This is a genomic window from Martelella sp. AMO21009 (assembly GCF_053484295.1).
In genome coordinates this window covers 88,484-105,735 of the sequence record NZ_JBAKFR010000007.1, presented here as the reverse complement: position 1 = coordinate 105,735, position 17,252 = coordinate 88,484, and the positions used below count along the sequence as shown (strand labels likewise).

The window sequence follows — 17,252 nt, the reverse complement described above, 5'->3', positions numbered from 1 at the left end:
GCAAAAGTGAGGCCGGCGCGCGGCCGAAATCGGCGCATTGTCTTGAAACCGTGGTTTTCTCCCCAAACTCAATGGTTTCATTTCAAGGAGGACGATGATGGCAGAAGACAATGGCATTCACCGCCGCCGCCTGATGGCGACAGCCGGCATTACCGCACTTGCCGCGCCCTTTATTGCAAGAGGCGGCAGCGCGATCGCCGCCGACGGAGAGATGATGGAAACGGCGCAGGGGCCCCGGACCGACAGCTTCAATCTCGGCGATTTCAAGCTGGTCGTGGTCGAGGACGGCACCCGCGTGATGGAAAATCCGGGTGAAACCTTCGGCACGGGGCAGGATCCCGCCGATGTTGCAGCACTTCTGGAAGAAAACTTCCTGCCCGAGGACAAGATGGTGAACGGCTTCGCGCCGGTGCTGGTCGATACCGGCGAGCAGACGATCCTGTTCGACACCGGCATGGGCCCGGCCGGCCGCTCCTGGGGCGCGGGCCAGCTTATGGCGGGGCTGAAGGCAAACGGCTATCAGCCGGGCGATATCGACGTCGTGGTGATCACTCACATGCATGGCGACCACATCAACGGGCTTATGGAAGAGGATGGGCCGGCCTTTCCCAATGCCAGCTATGTGTTCGGCGAAAAGGAATACGCCTTCTGGAGCGATGAGGCGCGGGTGGGCACGCCGGCGGAAGGCGGGCATGAGAGCGTCAAGAAGCTGGTCGTGCCGCTCGCCGACCAGGCGCGTTTCATCACCGGCGGCGATGAGGTGGCCCCCGGCATCACCGCCATGGAGGCTTTCGGCCATACGCCGGGCCACATGATCTTCATGCTCGAATCGGGCGGAAGGCAATTGCTGCTGACGGCCGACACCGCCAATCACTATGTTCTGTCGCTGCAGCGGCCGGACTGGCAGGTGCGCTTCGACATGGACAAGGAGACGGCGGCTGCGACCCGGAAACAGGTCTTCGACATGGTTGCGGCCGAGAAAATCCCGTTCCTCGGCTATCACATGCCGTTCCCCGCGGTCGGCTATGTCGAGAAGACTGATCAGGGCTATATGTTCATGCCGAAAACCTACCAGTTCGCGCTTTGAGACCTCAATAGCGCCACAGCTTTGCTGGAAAACCCTGCAATCCGCAGTCACGGCTGCGGATTGCTATTTCCAAGCCGTCATCTTCGTGTTACGAGCACTCGCCAACTTCCAGGATTATCTTGCAAGGGACCGGATGGGGAAATCCTTCCGGGCCATTTCGTATTTTGAAAAGGAAATTGGCCATGGCGCAAATCATTCAGGCCGCGACCGGCATGCAGGCGCTCACCTTCGACGATGTGCTGCTGCAGCCGGGTCATTCCGAGGTCATGCCGGGCGAAGTCGATGTTTCGACCACGATCGCCCAGGACATTCACCTCAACCTGCCGATCCTCTCTTCCGCCATGGATACCGTCACCGAGGCCCGGCTTGCCATCGCCATGGCGCAGGCCGGCGGCATCGGCGTCATCCACCGCAACCTCTCGCCCCATGAACAGGCCGAACAGGTCCGCCAGGTCAAGAAGTTCGAAAGCGGCATGGTCGTCAATCCGGTGACGATCGGTCCCGATGCAACGCTCGCCGAAGCGCTGGCGCTGATGAAGGCCCATCACATCTCCGGCATTCCGGTAGTCGAGCAGGGCACCAGCGATGGCCACACCTCGGGCCGCCTCGTCGGCATCCTCACCAATCGCGATGTCCGTTTCGCCTCCAACCCCGAACAGCGCATCTACGAACTGATGACGCGCGAAAACCTGATCACCGTGCGCGAGACGGTCGAGCAGCAGGAGGCCAAGCGCCTGCTGCATCATCACCGCATCGAAAAGCTGCTGGTGGTGGACGATCGCGGCCACTGCGTTGGGCTGATCACCGTGAAGGACATCGAGAAATCGCAGCTCAACCCCAATGCCTCTAAGGATGCGCAGGGTCGCCTGCGTGCCGCCGCCGCGATCTCGGTCGGCGATGACGGTTATCAGCGCGCTGAGATGCTTGTCGATGCCGGCGTCGACCTGATCGTCATCGACACCGCCCACGGCCATTCGCAGAAGGTTCTGGATGCGGTCGGCCGGGTGAAGACGCTGTCGAACTCGGTGCGCATCATGGCCGGCAATGTCGCGACTTCGGACGGCACCAAGGCGCTGATCGATGTCGGCGCGGATGCCGTCAAGGTCGGCATCGGTCCGGGCTCGATCTGCACCACCCGCATCGTCGCCGGCGTCGGCGTGCCGCAACTGGCGGCCGTCATGGCCGCCGCCGAGGCCGCGCGCGATGCCGGCATTCCGGTGATCGCCGATGGCGGAATCAAGTTTTCGGGCGATATGGCCAAGGCGATCGCCGCCGGCGCATCTGCCGTCATGGTCGGCTCGCTCTTGGCCGGCACGGATGAAAGCCCGGGTGAGGTGTTCCTCTATCAGGGCCGCTCGTTCAAGGCCTATCGCGGCATGGGCTCCGTTGGCGCAATGGCGCGCGGCTCCGCCGACCGCTATTTCCAGGCGGAAGTGCGCGATACGCTGAAGCTTGTGCCGGAAGGCATCGAGGGCCAGGTGCCCTACAAGGGTCCTGCCGGCGCCGTGCTGCACCAGCTCGGCGGGGGCTTACGCGCAGCCATGGGCTATGTCGGCGGCAAGACCATCCCCGACTTCCAGGAAAAGGCGACCTTCGTCCAGATATCCAACGCCGGCCTTCGCGAAAGCCACGCCCATGATGTGACGATCACCCGCGAAAGCCCGAACTATCCGGGTAGCGTTTGACGTCTTTTCCTGCTCAGCGTCTTCGTTGGGCGGGAAGCGACAGTGCTGTTTCTCGACGTGTCGATGAAAATGGCAGGCAATGCCGAAGGTCAGAAACGCAAAAGCCCCGCATGAGCGAGGCTTTTGGACAAATAACGAAAGTCTAGGTTGCTCAAAGCTTGTCATCGCTCGGCGAGCAACCTGCCTAGTAATCTAGGTCTTAAAGCCCGATAAACGGGAACACTGATTAGATAATATCCTAAACGGCTTTAATCAAGTCCAGAAAGCCCAAGCCAAAGAGAACACCAGCTCTCACGGCCTTCAAATCCTCCTCGCTCATTTTGGGTGTGTCCCATTTTCTCCGTCCCACCTTGAACCCGGAAAGCCTTTGAAAACAAACATTCGCCACGAGATCGCATTTCGCCCAAGAGGTCAGATCGTCTTCTTCTTTTGGGTGGTAATTTCTTGACAGCTTGACCGCGTATTTTTCATCATGTTTCGGTGGGGTGAGGCTAATCGGCACAACTGTTGCAAGTTTTCCTCTATGGGGCAGCCGGGGAGTAATTACAACTACAGGACGAATTTTGCATATCTCAGGCTCGATATATCCCTTGAAGTCGCAAACAAGTATCGTTCCGGCATGCGGGTGGAAATTTATCGGCATTTACATTTCCGTGCTTGGGTCGTTCAACCTAAGAATGCACGGATTTTGAAAGTCTGACTACCTTTTTAGTATAGGCCATTCATTACAGCTTGCTTTGAGGCTCCTTGCTCTCAGCCCAGAGGCGCATGGGCCGAAAGCCAAGGAGCGGTGCCGCAAAAAGATGAATAACATGCTCAGCTCTGGCTCTGCGACTGGCTCTGGCCGGCCACGGTGAGTTTTACGGCGAGCGTCTCATGGCCGCCGCCGATGGTCATGCCGGAGACGGGGGCGGCGTCGCGGTAGTCGAGGCCGGTGGCGATGCGGACATAGCGTTCGTCCGGGCAGACCTTGTTGGCGGCGTCGAAGCCGACCCAGCCGAGACCCTCCAGATAGCATTCCGCCCAGGCGTGGCCCGCCGTCTGGTTGGGGCCTTCCTCCATGTAGAGATAGCCCGAGACATAGCGCGCCGGCACCTTCATGGCGCGCGCTGCGGCGATCACGATATGAGCGTAGTCCTGGCACACGCCCTCCTTGTTTTCCAGCGCCTCGGCGGCGGTGGTCGCTGTCGAGGTGGCGCCGGGCTTGAAGGTCATCGTTTTGTGCAACACCGCCATCAGATCGTGCAGCCGGGCGAGAACGGAATCGCCTTCCAGCCGCGCGACCAGCGCCTTGATCGGCTCCTCGGCAAGCGTCAGCGGCGTGGGCCGCAGGAACAGCCAGAGCGGAATATCCGGCGAGGCGGGGCCAAAAATGCCGTCGGTGTCGCGGGTCTCCACCGTGCCTGTTGCCGTCAGGCGCACGGTCTTGTGGTCGCCCTCCACGGAGACCAGACGCACATGGTTTTCGTACTGGTCGGTATAGGCAACCTCGCTTTTTGCCCCCTCGATAGAAACCGCCCAGTCGCGCACGGTCTGGCCATTGCCGTCCACCGGGGTCAGTCGCAGCCGCTGCAGCGAGAACTGAACCGGCGCGTCATAGCTGTATTCAGTCACATGATGGATGTTCAAAAGCATCGTCGATCCCTCTCTTCGCTTCAGGCGTAGAAGCGATAGCCCTCGCTGATCTGCTGGCTCACGGTATTGTTGCGGCTGACGAAATCCTCCAGAAATTCGTGCAGGCCGTTATCCATGATCGTCTTGATCTTCTGCGTTCTCAGCGTGTTGCGGATCGCATGGGCGGTTTCGTGCGCCTGCACCCGGGCGCCGTAATCGGCGGCCAGGTAGTCGAGGTTCAGCACGATCTTCTCGTAGCAATAGGCAAGCGAGCGCGGAAGCTGCACATCCAGAAGCAGAAACTCGGCGATCTCGCTCGGCCGGTATTCGCCGTTATGCACCCAGCCATAGGCGCGGTGGGCGGAAACCGAACGCAGGATCGATTCCCACTGCAGATTGTCGAGCGAGGTGCCGACATGGTGCACAGAGGGCAAGAGCACGTAATATTTCACGTCGAGAATGCGGCTGGTGTTGTCGGCGCGCTCGATGAAAGTGCCGATATGGGCGAAATTGTAGATTTCGTTCCTGAGCATGGAGCCGTGGAAGGCCCCGCGGATCAGCGCGGTTCGGTGCTTGATCACGTCGATCGCCTTGGGCAGGTCGGCGGGCTTCACCTTCGCGCCCAGAAGCCCGCGGGTGTCGATCCAGCACTCGTTGGTCGCCTCCCAGGTTTCCCGGGTCAGCGCGGTGCGCACCATGCGCGCGTTCTGGCGGCCGGAATCGATGCAGGAGACGACGCTGGAGGGATTGCGGCGGTCGCGCAGCAGAAAGTCGATGGCGTTGTCCGCCGTCAGCTTGTCGTAGACCTCGAAATAGGCCTCCTGAACGCCGGCGCTTTGCAGGATGCCGTCCCAGTCGTCGGCGCCCTTGGAGCGGGTCAGCGACACGCGCTGGCCGGCATCGATAAGGCGGGCAATGTTTTCGGCGCGCTCGATATAGCGGAACATCCAGTAGAGGCCGTTTGCGGTTTTTCCAAGCATGATCAGTCCTCCAGCACCCAGGTGTCCTTGGTTCCGCCGCCCTGGCTGGAATTGACCACCAGCGAGCCTTCCTTCAGCGCCACGCGCGTCAGCCCGCCGGGCATGATGCGCACGCGATCGGAGACCAGGACATAGGGGCGAAGGTCGACATGGCGCGGCGCGATGCCTTTCTTCACCAGGATTGGCACCGTCGACAGCGACAGCGTCGGCTGGGCGATGTAGTTGGCCGGCCGGGCGCGCAGCTTGGCGGTGAAATCCTCAAGCTCCTTCTTGCTCGCCGTCGGGCCGACCAGCATGCCGTAGCCGCCGGAGCCGTGGACTTCCTTGACCACCAGATCGGCGATGTTGTCGAGCACGTAGGCGAGGCTTTCCGGTTCCGAGCAGCGCCAGGTCGGCACGTTTTCCAGAAGCGGTTTCTGGCCGGTGTAGAACTCGACGATTTCCGGCATGTAGGAATAGATCGCCTTGTCATCGGCAATGCCGGTGCCCGGCGCATTGGCAATGGTGATGTTGCCGGCGCGGTAGACATCCATGATGCCGGGAATGCCGAGCGCGGAATCCGGGCGGAAGGTCAGCGGATCGAGGAAATCGTCATCGACGCGGCGATAGATCACGTCGATCGCCTGATAGCCGCGCGTGGTGCGCATCTGCACCTTGCCGTCGATGACGCGGAGATCCTGGCCCTCGACCAGTTCCACGCCCATCATATCAGCGAGGAAGGAATGCTCGTAATAGGCGGAATTGTAGATGCCGGGGGTTAGCACCGCCACGCGCGTGCGGGTGCCGGAAAAGCCGGGCGGGGCGAGCGTGGCGAGGCTCTGGCGCAGGAGCTGCGGATAGTCCTCCACCCGGCGCACCCGGTTCTTGTAGAACAATTCGGGAAACATCTGCATCATGGTTTCCCGGTTCTCCAGCATGTAGGAGACGCCGGACGGCGTGCGGGCGTTGTCCTCCAGCACGTAGAACTGGTCCTCGCCGGTGCGCACGATGTCGGTGCCGACGATGTGGGTATAGACGCCGCCGGGCGGCTCGAAGCCGATCATCTGCGGCAGGAAGGCGTCGTTCTCCTCGATCAGCCGGCGCGGCAGGCGACCGGCCTTGATGATCTCCTGCTTGTGGTAGATGTCCTTCAGGAAGGCGTTGAGCGCGATCACCCGCTGCTCGATGCCGGCGGCCAGCTTGCGCCATTCGCGCCCGGCGATGATGCGCGGCACGATATCGAAGGGGATCAGCTTCTCCGAACTGTCGGCATGGCCGTAAACGGCGAAGGTGATGCCGGTCTTGCGGAAGATATTCTCGGCATCTCGGGATTTTGCGATCAATGATGCGGGATTTTGCTGACTGTACCAGTCATAATAATCCTGGTAGGGCGCGCGCGGCTGGTTGTCCGCGGTCATCATTTCATCGAATGCCAAAGCGTTCATCCCCCGATTGTTCTTCTTCCATATCAATACAACATCGTCAGCAATGCAAGGACCATGCCTTGCCGCGCGACAACCATTTTTAAAGTCCCGTTTTTATAAAACGCGCCGAAAAACAGGCAGTTCCGTAACACTCCGCCGATTTAGTGTGCAACTTCTGCCCGCCGCAGGCGCTTTCCACGCAAACAAAACCCGCCGGCGATGCGGCGGGTTGGTAGAAGGAGAGCGCTTGCCCCTGTTTTCCATCTCCGAGTCACCCTCGGGCTTGACCCGAGGGTCCAGGCACCCTTCTCCGTGTGGCCTGGATGCTCGGATCAAGTCCGAGCATGACCCATGAGAGGGAAGATTGCGATTATCGCCGACAGCGCGGCGCGTTTCGCAACGTCTTTCTCAGGCGCTCTGGCGACGGTCGCCCTGGCGGTTGCGGGGGCGGCGGTTCTTTGCCGGGCGGTTGCGGTTGGCGCCCTCGCGGGGCGCGCCGTCACGCGGAGCGCCGTTGCGGGCCTCGCCCTGGCGCTGGCCGCCATTGGCGGAAGGCCGCGCGCGGCGGGCAGGCTTGCCATTACCGGCGCCGCCGCGACCACGGCCATTGCCGCGACCGCGGGCGGGGCGCTCGGCCATCGCATGCGGTTCGCCGCTGGCGACCGTGATCTCGATGCCGGTCAGCTTCTGGATATCGCGCAGCAGCGCCGATTCCTCGGGCGTGCAGAACGCGATTGCCTTGCCTTCCTTGCCGGCGCGCGCGGTGCGGCCGATGCGGTGGACATAGGCGTCGGCGACTTCCGGCAGGTCGTAATTGTAGACATGGGTGACGCCGGGCACATCGATGCCGCGGGCGGCAACGTCGGTTGCGACCAGAACGTTGATCTCGCCGGTCTTGAAGGCCTTCAGCGCCCGCTCGCGCTGACCCTGGCTCTTGTTGCCGTGGATCGAGGCGGTGGCGAAGCCGCGGCTGTCGAGATGCTTCATCAGCTTCTCCGCGCCATGCTTGGTGCGCAGGAACACGATCGAGCGGCCATCCGGGTTATTGGAAAGCTCCTGACGCAGGATTTCGACCTTGTCGTTCTTGCCGGCGACGAAATGCACGGTCTGGTCGACCTTGTCGGCGGTCTTGCCCGGAGGCGTCACTTCAACGCGTTCCGGATTGGTCAGGAAGCGCTTGGAGAGCTCGGCGATCGATTTCGGCATGGTCGCCGAAAACAGCATGGTCTGGCGCTCGTCCGGCACCAGTGCTGAAATCTTCTTCAGGTCGTGGATGAAGCCGAGATCGAGCATCTGGTCGGCCTCGTCCAGCACCAGATAGCGCACGGCGGCAAGGTTCAGCGCCCTGCGATCAAGCAGGTCGAGCAGCCGGCCGGGGGTGGCCACCAGAATATCGGTGCCGCCGGCAAGCTGATGCTGCTGGCGATTGATTGACGCGCCGCCGACCACGATGTTGACCTTGAGCGGCGTCTTGCGGGCGAAGATGCGCAGGTTTTCGGCGATCTGGTTCACCAGTTCGCGCGTCGGCGCGAGGATCAGCGTCTTGACGGTCTTCGGCGCGGGCTTGCCGCCGTTTGCCAGCAGCATGTCGATGATCGGCAGGCCGAAGGCGGCCGTCTTGCCGGTGCCGGTCTGGGCAAGGCCCATCAGGTCGCGGCCTTCGAGCACCAGCGGAATGGCCTTCGCCTGGATCGGCGTCGGGGTCTTGTACCCTTCGGCTGCAATGCGGGCCACGAGCTGGTCGGAAAGTCCAAGTGTATTAAATTCAGTCAATTCAAAAGCGCCTTTCAAGGCATGCCGAAAGCCCTCCGCGCATTGCGACCAAACGCAAATGCCGGTGGTTTCGGTTTCAAGCGCCCCGCGTGAAGTGGGAACTTATCGGTGGAAAATGCCTTCCGCGCGCCGGCTGGGAGTGCCGGACTTTTCTCATGCGCTTGACCCGGACTTGACGCGACCGTCTTGGGTCATCTGCGCCAGGCATGCTCACGCGGCATGCGAACAGGTGGAAAGCTGGGCTCGATATGATGCCCGGACCGGCAAAAGTCAAGCTTTACCTCGCGGCGGGGCGAAAACCCGCTAGCATTTCGCGCTTTCCGGCAAAGCCGGGGCGGCGTTCGACGGTGAAGCCGGCCGCCTGAAGGTTGCGGCGCACGAAGCCGGCGGCGGCATAGGTGCCGAATGTACCGCCGGGTGCGGTATGGTCGAACACGGCGCGCATCAGCTCTTGCGACCACATCTCCGGATTGCGGGAAGGCGCGAAGCCGTCGAGATACCAGGTGTCGTACCGGTCGGAGAGGGCGGTCAGCGACGCCAGCGCGTCGGCGCAGATCACGGTGAGGCGGGTTTGCGGGTCCGCGTCGATCGTTATGACGCCTTCGGGGCGCTCCGGCCAATGGGCGGTTAGGAACTCGCGCTCCGCCTTGATCTCGGACCAGTGCGACAGGGCGCGGCCGATGTCGGCTTTTCCCATCGGGAACAGTTCAAACGAGGTGAAGGCAAGATGTCCGTCCGGTCGTCTGAGCGTCTTCCAGCGCCGCAAGGTCTCGCAAAAGTTCAGCCCCGTGCCGAAGCCGAGTTCGCCGATTTTGAAGGGCCCGCCCGCCTGCCAGCGTTCGGCGAGCCCGTTGGCGTCGATGAACACATGGCCGCATTCGGCCCGCCCGTCCGCCTTCGAGAAATAGTGGTCCTGAAACGCCTCCGAAAACGGCCGGTCGGCATCATCCCATGTCACGGTCATATAAGTGCCTGTTGCATCCGTTCGCCGTTTGTGGTCCATCGCCGGCATGAATGACGCGCCCGCCCCCTCAGGTCAAATGCCATCTGCCGACCTCGCCATCATCGGCGGCGGCATCATGGGGCTGTGGGCGGCCTATCACGCCGAAAAGGCCGGCATCGACACGGTGCTGATCGATAGCGGCGCGCCGGTCACCAGCAATGGCCTTCTCGGCGCGCTGATGGCCTATATGCCCGACCAGTGGGACGACAAGAAGCGGTTCCAGTTTGAGGCGCTGGCGGCGCTCGAGGGACAGGTCCGCATGCTTGAGGATGAAACCGGCATCGCGACCGGCTATCGCCGCGCCGGCCGGGTGATGCCGCTTTACGGCGAACAGCAGGTGGAAACCGCGCGCCTGCGCGCCGAAGCCGCGGATCAAAACTGGCGCGATGGCGCGCGGCGCTACACGTGGTCCGTGGTGGATCGTCCTCCGCTCGGTCACTGGCCGGCGGCCGATCCAGCGGCGCTTGGTTACGTCCATGAAGATTTCGCTGCCCATGTTTTTCCGCGCGGATTGGTGAAAGCGCTCGGCGCCTTCCTGAACGGCGCGCGCCATGTGAAGCGGCTGACCGCAAGCGTTGCGGAGATTGATGCCGCCGCCTCAAGCCTTGCGCTTGCAGATGGCGGGCGGGTCGGCTTCGGCCATGTTATCGTGTCCGCCGGCGTCGGCGCTTTCCCGCTGCTCCAGCCGCTGCTTGCGCCTGAGGGAAAGCCGCTTGGCCGGCCGGTGAAGGGGCAGGCGGCGCTGCTTGCGCTCGATTGCGATCCCGCATGGCCGGTGATCTTCGACAACGGGCTCTATGTCGTCGCCCACCAGGGCGGCCATGTCGCCATCGGCTCGACCACCGAGGACGATTTCGATGATCCCTTCGGTGCCGATCACCAGATCGACGGTCTGATAGAGACGGCCCGCAAGATCGTCCCCGCGCTTGCCGATGCGCCGGTGATCGAGCGCTGGGCGGGCCTGCGGCCGCGTGGTGTCCATCGTGAGCCGATGATCGGTGCGATCGAAGCCGCTCCGCACGTCATTGCGCTTGGCGGCGGTTTCAAGACCAGCTTCGGTATCGCCCATCGCCTGGCGGGGCATGCCGTGCGGCTTGCCGCCGGCCAGCCGGTGGACGCGCTGCCCGATATCTACGATCTTTCGATCTATCGCAGACGCGCCCATGGCGAAAAGCGATAGAGCCATTCTGCTTTCCTTCGAAACGCAAAACGGCTCTGTCTGCCTGTCGTCAGCCGCATCCGGACAGAATGCGGCTGTTTGCTTTGTCGGGCTCGGCGATCACTGGTAGTCGATGACGATACGGCCCTCGATTTCGCCGTGGTGCATCTTGGCGAAGATCTCGTTGATGTTTTCGAGCTTGTCGGTCTTGATCGTCGCCTTGACCTTCCCCGCGCCAGCGAAATCCAGCGCCTCCTGCAGGTCAAGCCGGGTTCCGACGATCGATCCGCGCACCGTGATGCCGTTCAGCACGGTATCGAAGATCGGCAGCGGAAAGTCGCCGGGCGGCAGGCCATTGAGCGATACGGTACCGCCGCGCTGGACCATGCCCTGCGCCTGTTCGAAAGCCTTGGGCGAAACGGCGGTGACCAGAACCCCTTCCGCGCCGCCGATTTCCTTTTTCACGAAGGCCACCGGATCGGTGTTGCGCGCATTGACCGCCAGACTTGCGCCGAGACGCTTCGCCAGATCGAGTTTCGCGTCGTCGATATCCACGGCAAGCACGTTCTGGCCCATTGCCTTTGCATATTGCACGGCCAGATGGCCGAGCCCGCCAATGCCCGAGATCACGACCCAGTCGCCGGGCTTCGTGTCCGTCACCTTGAGGCCCTTGTAGACGGTGACGCCTGCGCACAGGATCGGCGCAATTTCGGTGAAGCTGACATTGTCAGGCAGGTGTCCGACATAGTTCGGGTCGGCCAGAACATATTCGGCGAAACTGCCATTGACCGAATAGCCGGTGTTCTGCTGCGATTCGCACAGCGTCTCCCATCCGCCGAGGCAATGCTTGCAGCAGCCGCAGGCGGTGTAGAGCCACGGAACCCCGACGCGGTCGCCTTCCTTGACATGGCTGACGCCGGCGCCCACGGCCACAACATGTCCCACGCCCTCATGGCCCGGAATGAAGGGCGGCTCGGGCTTGATCGGCCAATCGCCTTCCGCCGCGTGCAGGTCTGTATGGCAGACGCCGCTTGCGGCCATCTTGACGAGAATCTGGCCCGGTCCGACCGAGGGGACCGCGACCTCCTCCATTACCAAAGGTTTGCCGAGTTGCCGGACAACGGCGGCTTTCATGGTCTTATCCATCGGAACATCCTGTCTTGAGAAAATGCGGAATGGAGCTTCCGCAAAGGGATTTGGCCGGGGAAGGCGGTCTTCGGGGGCGACCGATCGTTTTCGGGACATCGGCCAACGCCTGCTAGAGCCTGCTTCAGGGCGCTGCGGAGGCGACTGTTCTCTGATCGGGAATATTTGCAACCGAAGTGCACGACGCTTCCTTTCCCGGTTGGCATGCGCCTGTCATTTCAACCGATGCCGGCAATCTTGCACCGCAGATCGTTCGCGCGGTCCGGGATGGCCGACACCTTGATGTCATGCACAGGCATTGCGCTTAAAAAGAATAGAACGTGCTGCCGGATTGTCCATGGTGTAGATTGCCGCACCTGGCCGCGCCGCAAACGGTAAGCCCGTCGTATCAGTGTCATTGGAATCGGCTATCTCAGAGGCGAGAAACCGTTTCCTCATGTGATCCGCGATGCCTGCCGAACGCTATGCCATCTGCTTTACGCCATCGCCGCATGACGGGCTCGCCATCGTGGGCGCGAACTGGATCGGGCGGAGCGCGTTTTCCGGCGAGGTGGTCGAGCCGCCGATGATTTCCGGCCTGCCGCTTGCCGAAATCGCCTATCACACCGCGTTGCCGCGCCGCTACGGGTTTCAGGGCATGCTGAAATCGCCGTTCCATCTGGCCGAAGGCATGAACGAATCCATGCTGCTGAAGGCGATGATGCGCTTTGCCATGCGTTTTCAGCCCTTCACCCTGCCGCCGTTCACGGTCGTGCATCGCCGCGATATTCTGGCGCTCGCGCCGATGACGGCAACGCCCGCGCTCGATACGCTGGCAGCCAGTATCGTCACCGAGTTCGACGCCTTCCGCGCGCCGCTTTCCGAGGCCGAGATCGAGCGGCGGGCGTCGGGCGGGCTGACGCCGGTTCAGTTTGACAACCTGCACCGCTGGGGCGAACCGGATGTGCTTGCCGCCTTCTCCTTTCACATGCCGCTGACCGGTCCTCTTTCCCCAAGCGAAATGGCGCGGATGGAACGCTCGGTGGCGGCGTTTTTCGGGCCGATCCTGCTGGAGCCGGTCGAGGTCGATCATATCGCGCTGTTCATCGAGGAGGAGCCCGGCGCGCCGTTCTGCGTCCATTCGCTGCATCCGATGGGTGCCGTCAGGGCGCGGCAGTCGGCATAAAGGCTGCGCGGCGGCTTTCCGCCCGATCTGGCTTTTCCCCTTGATTCCTGCCGGCCTTTTCGCCTTATCTCTTCCGGCGATGGCGACGGTCGTCTACCGTCGGCAAGGAATGGAATTGAGGGCATGATGGACGCTGAAACGAAGGCATATCCGCGTGATCTTGTGGGTTATGGCCGCAATCCGCCGGACCCGAAATGGCCGGATGACGCCAATATCGCCGTGCAGTTCGTGATCAATTACGAGGAGGGCGGCGAGAGCTGCATTCTCGATGGCGACCCGGCGTCGGAATGCCTGCTGTCGGAAATCGTCGGCGCCGAGGCCTGGCCCGGCCAGCGCAACATGAACATGGAATCGCTCTACGAATATGGCTCGCGCGCCGGTTTCTGGCGGCTGTGGCGGCTGTTCACGCGCATGGAAATCCCGGTCACCGTCTATGGCGTGACCCAGGCGATGGCGCGAAACCCGGAAGCCGTCGCCGCCATGAAGGAGGCGAACTGGGAAATCGCCAGCCACGGTCTCAGATGGCTCGAATACAAGGATTTCGACATTGACACCGAGCGCGCCCATATTCGCGAGGCGGTGCGGCTGCACACCGAAATCACCGGCGAGCGACCCTATGGCCTCTATCAGGGCAAGCCCTCGATCAATACGCTCGACCTCGTGATGGAGGAGGGCGGCTTCCTCTATTCCTCTGATACCTATGCCGACGACTTGCCCTACTGGGTGCGCACCAAGGACGGCAAGCCGTTCCTGCGCATCCCCTATACGCTCGACAATAACGACATGCGCTTCGCTACGCCTCAGGGGTTCAATTCCGGCGAGCAGTTCTTCACCTATCTCAAGGATGCCTTCGACACGCTCTATGACGAGGGCCGCGAGGGCGCGCCGAAGATGATGTCGATCGGGCTGCACTGCCGGCTCGTCGGCAAGCCGGGGCGGATGGCGGGGCTGAAGCGTTTTCTCGATTACGTCCAGAACCACGACAAGGTCTGGCTGGCGAAGCGGATCGAAATCGCGCGCCACTGGTATGAAAACCACCTGCCGCAGGAGAATGCGCAATGATTGCCCGCGAAGAATTCGTCAGCCGTTTCGGCGGGGTCTACGAGCACTCCCCGTTCATCGCCGAGCGGGCCTATGACCGGGGCCTGATCCGCGAGCCGCTGACAGCAACGGGCGTTGCCGAAGCGCTTGCAACGGTGTTCCGGGAGGCGCCCGAGGATGAACGGCTCGGCGTGCTCCGCGCCCACCCGGACCTTGCGGGCAAGCTTGCGATTGCCGGCGAACTCACCGAGGAAAGCCGTCGCGAGCAGGCCGGCGCGGGCCTCGACCGGCTGTCGCCAGAAGAGCATGCGGAGTTTACTGAGCTCAATTCCGCCTATATAGACAAGTTCAAGTTCCCTTTCATTATTGCGGTCAGCGGCCTCAATAAGGACGATATTCTCTCCGCCTTCCGGCAACGGATCGACAGTTCCGAAGCCGTCGAGCTTGAAACAGCCTGTGCTGAGGTCGAGAAGATCGCCGGTCTCAGGCTGCGCCAAATGCTCGCGGAGTAATATATGTCAGAACAAGAAACGTCCGTTGCCCTGCCCGATTTCGCGGTCGGCGCGATCAACCTTGCCTCCGCCCGGCTCGGCGCGCGGGCGATCTACGCCACGGACCAGTTCTTCGCGCCGCTTGCCCGCATGCTGAAGGATGACGCCGCGGTGTTCCTGCCCGGCGAATATGACGAGCACGGCAAGTGGATGGATGGCTGGGAAAGCCGCCGCAAGCGCGTGCCCGGCCATGACTGGGCGATCATCCGGCTCGCCATGCCCGGCCGCATCCGCGGTTTCGATGTCGACACCAGCTATTTCACCGGCAACTACCCGCCGCAGTGTTCGATCGAGGGCTGCTTCATGGAAAGCGGCGAGCCGGACGAGAATGCCGACTGGCAGGAGGTGCTCCCGCGCTCCGATCTCGGTCCCGACAAGCACCATTATTTCGAGATGGACCAGGACACCCGGCAGAAGGTGTTCACCCATCTCCGAATCCATATCTTCCCCGATGGCGGCATTGCGCGGCTCAGGGTCTATGGCTCGGCCTATTTCAACTGGGAGAAGGTCGGCGAGAACGAGGAGATCGATCTTGCCTATATCTTCGGCGGCACCCATGCGCTGCATTGGTCGGATGCCCATTACGGCCATCCCGACCGCATGCTGGCGCCCGGTCGCGGCGTCAATATGGGCGATGGCTGGGAGACGGCGCGCCGGCGCGGTCCGGGCCATGACTGGGTGATCTTCAAGCTCGGCCATCCCGGAATCATCCGCCGCGCGGTTGTGGACACCGCTCATTTCAAGGGCAATTATCCCGATACCTGCATGCTGCTCGGGGCCAACCTGCCGGACCAGAACGACGTTTTCAGCATGGAGGAGATCGAAGCCTCCGAAAACTGGCAGCCGATCCTGCCGCAGACCAAGCTTGAGGCCGACCATATCCATGAATTCAGCGGCAGCGCCGTCGCCGATATCGGCCCGGTCACCCATGTGCGGCTGGCGATCTTCCCCGATGGCGGCATCAGCCGGCTCAGGCTTTACGGGGTGAAGGCGTGACGCGGCTGACGCTCGAGCGGCTGACGCCGGAGGCGTTTGCCCCGTTCGGGACCGTGATTTCGCCGGACCCGGCGAAAGCCAGGATGATCAATGGCGGCACGACCACGCGGTTTCACGAACTTGCCCGCGCAGAAGCGCTGGGCGAGGGTGCTGCGGTGATCATCAGCATTTTCCGAGGCGCGCCGCGCCGCTTTCCCTATACGATCGACATGATGGAGCGGCATCCGCTGGGAAGCCAGAGCTTCTCGCCGCTGTCGCCGCGTCCCTTTCTGGTGGTGGTCGCGGAGGATGAAGGCGGCAAGCCCTCGACGCCGCGTGTCTTTCTGGCGGAGGGCGGGCAGGGCGTGAACTACCACGCCAATGTCTGGCACCATCCGCTGATGGCGCTCGGCGAGAGCAGCGATTTTCTGGTTGTCGATCGCGCCGGACCGGGCGACAATCTGGAGGAGTATTTTTATTCCGATCCCTTCATCATCGAGGAGCCAACCCCATGACCGGCCTGACCACCCATGTTCTCGACACCGCCCTTGGCCAGCCCGCTTCGGAGATGAAGATCGATCTCTACCGCATCAAGGGCTGCGAGCGCATCTTTCTCAAGACCGTCTACACCAATGATGACGGCCGGATCGATGGCGGCGCGATGCTGACATCGGAGGAAGTCGAGCCGGGCCAGTATGAACTCGTGTTCCATGCCGGCGACTATCTCAGACGCACCGGCGCGACGCTGACCGAGCCCGCCTTCCTGGAGGATATCCCGCTGCGGTTTGCCATCGCCGATGTCACCGCCCATTACCACGTGCCGCTGCTCGTCTCCGCGCACGCCTATTCCACCTATCGGGGCAGCTGATGAAAATCGCCGCGATCGCCGATATCCATGGCAATATCGATGCGCTCGAGGCGGTGCTTGCCGATATCGAGCAGCATCAGCCGGATCTGATCGTCAATCTCGGCGACAGCCTGTCCGGCCCGCTCGCCGCCGGCGAAACCGCCGCCCGCCTGCTGCCGCTCGGCCTGACGACGGTGCGCGGCAATCACGATCGTGCCCTTGTCGACCGGCCGTTCGAGGAGATGGGCGACTGGGAGCAGCCGATCTTCGGCGAGCTTTCCGACGCGCACCTGCAATGGATCCGGGACATGCCGAGCGCCGCCGTGGTGGCGCAGGAGGTGTATCTGTGCCACGCCACGCCGCAGGACGATGATGTGATGTGGATGGAGGAACTGCTCGACAATGGCCGCTTCACGCTGCGCGGTCAGCATGAGATCGAGGCCTTCGCGGCGGGCATCACCTATCCGCTGATCCTGTGCGGCCACAGTCACGTCGCCCGCTCGGCGATGCTCGCCGACGGCCGCCTGATCGTCAATCCAGGCTCCGTCGGCTGCCCGGGCTTTGCCTACCACATCCCCGTCGACCACAAGCTCGAAACCGCGACCCCGTTCGCCTGCTACGCGCTTATCGATAAAACGGAAGCCGGCTGGACCCCGACCTTCCGCCAGGTGCGCTATGATACGAGCCGGATGGTCGCAATGGCGCGAGAGCGGGGGTATGAGGATTGGGCCAGCGTGCTGGCGACCGGCTGGGTGGGGTAAATTATCGCCCCGAACGAGCCGTCTTTGGCCTCGCCGCACAGCCCCCCAATCTTCTCGCCCCG

General features: G+C 62.5%; 17 protein-coding genes. 10 read left to right on the top strand and 7 right to left on the bottom strand.

Features of this window, described 5'->3' with window-relative positions; translation table 11 throughout:
- The first annotated feature begins 97 nt into the window (after nucleotides 1–97).
- Nucleotides 98–1,087 (top strand): MBL fold metallo-hydrolase, encoded by a 990-nt coding sequence (locus tag V6766_RS10745; protein WP_448466263.1) that lies wholly within the window; start codon nucleotides 98–100, stop codon nucleotides 1,085–1,087.
- Between the two features lie 182 nt (nucleotides 1,088–1,269).
- Complete coding sequence (guaB, locus tag V6766_RS10740; RefSeq protein ID WP_448430796.1) at nucleotides 1,270–2,772, top strand: IMP dehydrogenase; 1,503 nt, start codon at nucleotides 1,270–1,272, stop codon at nucleotides 2,770–2,772.
- Between the two features lie 238 nt (nucleotides 2,773–3,010).
- Here the strand turns inward: guaB and V6766_RS10735 are convergent, their stop codons facing one another.
- The 6 genes from V6766_RS10735 to mnmD all read right to left on the bottom strand — a co-directional run bounded on the left by V6766_RS10735 (nucleotide 3,011) and on the right by mnmD (nucleotide 9,506).
- Nucleotides 3,011–3,415: a type II toxin-antitoxin system PemK/MazF family toxin gene (locus tag V6766_RS10735; protein WP_448466261.1), complete on the bottom strand. Its 405-nt coding sequence runs from the start codon at nucleotides 3,413–3,415 to the stop codon at nucleotides 3,011–3,013.
- A 173-nt stretch (nucleotides 3,416–3,588) separates the two neighbouring features.
- A complete protein-coding gene (locus V6766_RS10730) occupies nucleotides 3,589–4,407 on the bottom strand; it encodes a transglutaminase family protein (RefSeq protein WP_448466259.1) in 819 nt (272 codons plus the stop codon).
- A 20-nt stretch (nucleotides 4,408–4,427) separates the two neighbouring features.
- Nucleotides 4,428–5,366 carry an alpha-E domain-containing protein gene (locus tag V6766_RS10725; protein ID WP_448466257.1) on the bottom strand — a complete coding sequence of 313 codons (939 nt, stop codon included), beginning with the start codon at nucleotides 5,364–5,366 and terminating at the stop codon, nucleotides 4,428–4,430.
- A 2-nt stretch (nucleotides 5,367–5,368) separates the two neighbouring features.
- Nucleotides 5,369–6,790 (bottom strand): circularly permuted type 2 ATP-grasp protein, encoded by a 1,422-nt coding sequence (locus tag V6766_RS10720; protein WP_448466256.1) that lies wholly within the window; start codon nucleotides 6,788–6,790, stop codon nucleotides 5,369–5,371.
- 387 nt (nucleotides 6,791–7,177) lie between these two features.
- Nucleotides 7,178–8,542, bottom strand: a complete 1,365-nt coding sequence (locus V6766_RS10715) for a DEAD/DEAH box helicase (protein WP_448466254.1) — start codon at nucleotides 8,540–8,542, stop codon at nucleotides 7,178–7,180.
- A gap of 277 nt (nucleotides 8,543–8,819) precedes the next feature.
- A complete protein-coding gene (gene mnmD / locus V6766_RS10710; RefSeq protein ID WP_448466252.1) occupies nucleotides 8,820–9,506 on the bottom strand; it encodes a tRNA (5-methylaminomethyl-2-thiouridine)(34)-methyltransferase MnmD in 687 nt (228 codons plus the stop codon).
- A gap of 76 nt (nucleotides 9,507–9,582) precedes the next feature.
- Here mnmD and V6766_RS10705 point away from each other — a divergent pair, with 76 nt between their 5' ends.
- Nucleotides 9,583–10,725 carry an NAD(P)/FAD-dependent oxidoreductase gene (locus V6766_RS10705; protein WP_448466250.1) on the top strand — a complete coding sequence of 381 codons (1,143 nt, stop codon included), beginning with the start codon at nucleotides 9,583–9,585 and terminating at the stop codon, nucleotides 10,723–10,725.
- Nucleotides 10,726–10,824: 99 nt separating this feature from the next.
- Here the strand turns inward: V6766_RS10705 and adhP are convergent, their stop codons facing one another.
- A complete protein-coding gene (gene adhP, locus V6766_RS10700) occupies nucleotides 10,825–11,850 on the bottom strand; it encodes an alcohol dehydrogenase AdhP (RefSeq protein ID WP_448466248.1) in 1,026 nt (341 codons plus the stop codon).
- Nucleotides 11,851–12,298: 448 nt separating this feature from the next.
- Between adhP and V6766_RS10695 the strand changes: the two genes are divergently transcribed.
- The 7 genes from V6766_RS10695 to V6766_RS10665 all read left to right on the top strand — a co-directional run bounded on the left by V6766_RS10695 (nucleotide 12,299) and on the right by V6766_RS10665 (nucleotide 17,190).
- Entirely contained in the window at nucleotides 12,299–13,015 is a 717-nt protein-coding gene (locus tag V6766_RS10695; protein ID WP_448466246.1) for a DUF1045 domain-containing protein, read from the top strand.
- Between the two features lie 126 nt (nucleotides 13,016–13,141).
- Nucleotides 13,142–14,077: an allantoinase PuuE gene (puuE, locus tag V6766_RS10690; protein WP_448466430.1), complete on the top strand. Its 936-nt coding sequence runs from the start codon at nucleotides 13,142–13,144 to the stop codon at nucleotides 14,075–14,077.
- Nucleotides 14,074–14,568 carry a 2-oxo-4-hydroxy-4-carboxy-5-ureidoimidazoline decarboxylase gene (gene uraD, locus V6766_RS10685; protein ID WP_448466244.1) on the top strand — a complete coding sequence of 165 codons (495 nt, stop codon included), beginning with the start codon at nucleotides 14,074–14,076 and terminating at the stop codon, nucleotides 14,566–14,568. The genes puuE and uraD overlap by 4 nt, the downstream gene beginning before the upstream one ends.
- 3 nt (nucleotides 14,569–14,571) lie before the next feature.
- Nucleotides 14,572–15,603: an allantoicase gene (gene alc, locus V6766_RS10680; protein ID WP_448466242.1), complete on the top strand. Its 1,032-nt coding sequence runs from the start codon at nucleotides 14,572–14,574 to the stop codon at nucleotides 15,601–15,603.
- Entirely contained in the window at nucleotides 15,600–16,097 is a 498-nt protein-coding gene (locus V6766_RS10675; RefSeq protein ID WP_448466240.1) for an ureidoglycolate lyase, read from the top strand. The genes alc and V6766_RS10675 overlap by 4 nt, the downstream gene beginning before the upstream one ends.
- A complete protein-coding gene (uraH, locus tag V6766_RS10670) occupies nucleotides 16,094–16,450 on the top strand; it encodes a hydroxyisourate hydrolase (RefSeq protein ID WP_448466238.1) in 357 nt (118 codons plus the stop codon). Before V6766_RS10675 ends, uraH begins: the two co-directional genes overlap by 4 nt.
- Entirely contained in the window at nucleotides 16,450–17,190 is a 741-nt protein-coding gene (locus V6766_RS10665) for a metallophosphoesterase family protein (protein ID WP_448466236.1), read from the top strand. The genes uraH and V6766_RS10665 overlap by 1 nt, the downstream gene beginning before the upstream one ends.
- The last annotated feature ends 62 nt before the right edge of the window (nucleotides 17,191–17,252 follow it).